The sequence below is a fragment of the Anaerosporobacter sp. genome, from assembly GCF_965301125.1.
In genome coordinates this window covers 1-828 of sequence record NZ_CBDLAM010000257.1, presented here as the reverse complement: position 1 = coordinate 828, position 828 = coordinate 1, and the positions used below count along the sequence as shown (strand labels likewise).

The following is an 828-nucleotide window of genomic DNA, read 5'->3' as shown; positions in this document are numbered from 1 at the left end:
TTTTTATATAGAGCAGAAAACCAAGGTTAGAGTATTTGTAGGATTAAGCGATATTGATGTAGATGATGAAACAGAGGAAGACGAGGATTATGTATATATTGCAGAGACAGGAACTGTTTATCATGAAAACAAAGATTGTACACACCTTAAGTTATCTATCACTAAAATTAATCGAAGTAGTTTAGATGGTCAAAGAAACTCATCAGGTGGTAAATATCACGCATGTGAGATTTGTAAACCAGAGCGTGTTAGACAGGAGTATTACTATATCACCAAACAAGGAAACCGATATCATTGTAATGCTAATTGTAGTGGATTAAAGCGGACAATAGAAATGATTAAGCGGTCAGAAATAGGTGACAGGCGAGCCTGTAAACGGTGTGGTAAACGATAATCACAGAGCAGAAGTGAGGAAATAGATATGGAATGGTTTATTAAACTTGTAATTATTTGTTTTTTGGGGATACTAGCGATTGTGGATTACAAGAAAAAGCAGATATCAAATATTGCATTACTAATAGGGTTAGTTATTGTGATTGTAAATTATGTGGTTTTTCAACCAATTACACTTATTAGCCTAATAGGGGGAATAATAGTGGGGTTTGTCTTATTGGGTATTAGCTATATTACTAGACAAAAAATTGGTATTGGAGATGGACTATTAATTATATTACTTGGTGCTAATATCGGATTTGAAGGTATTGTTTTCCTGCTATTATATGCATTAACTTTAAGTGCAATATGTTCAGCAATATTACTGATAACCAAAAAGGTAAATAGACACTACACCATAGCCTTCATTCCGTTTATATTTATTGGGTATATAGG

At 33.1% G+C, this 828-nt stretch carries 1 protein-coding gene and 1 pseudogene; both read left to right on the top strand.

The genetic code is table 11. From position 1 onward, the window contains the following. Positions 1-394: pseudogene (locus ACW2QF_RS18130) on the top strand (hypothetical protein); the annotation flags it as partial. 27 nt (positions 395-421) lie between these two features. Beyond that, the coding region (locus ACW2QF_RS18125; protein ID WP_455717423.1) for a prepilin peptidase at positions 422-828 on the top strand (407 nt) is incomplete at its 3' end.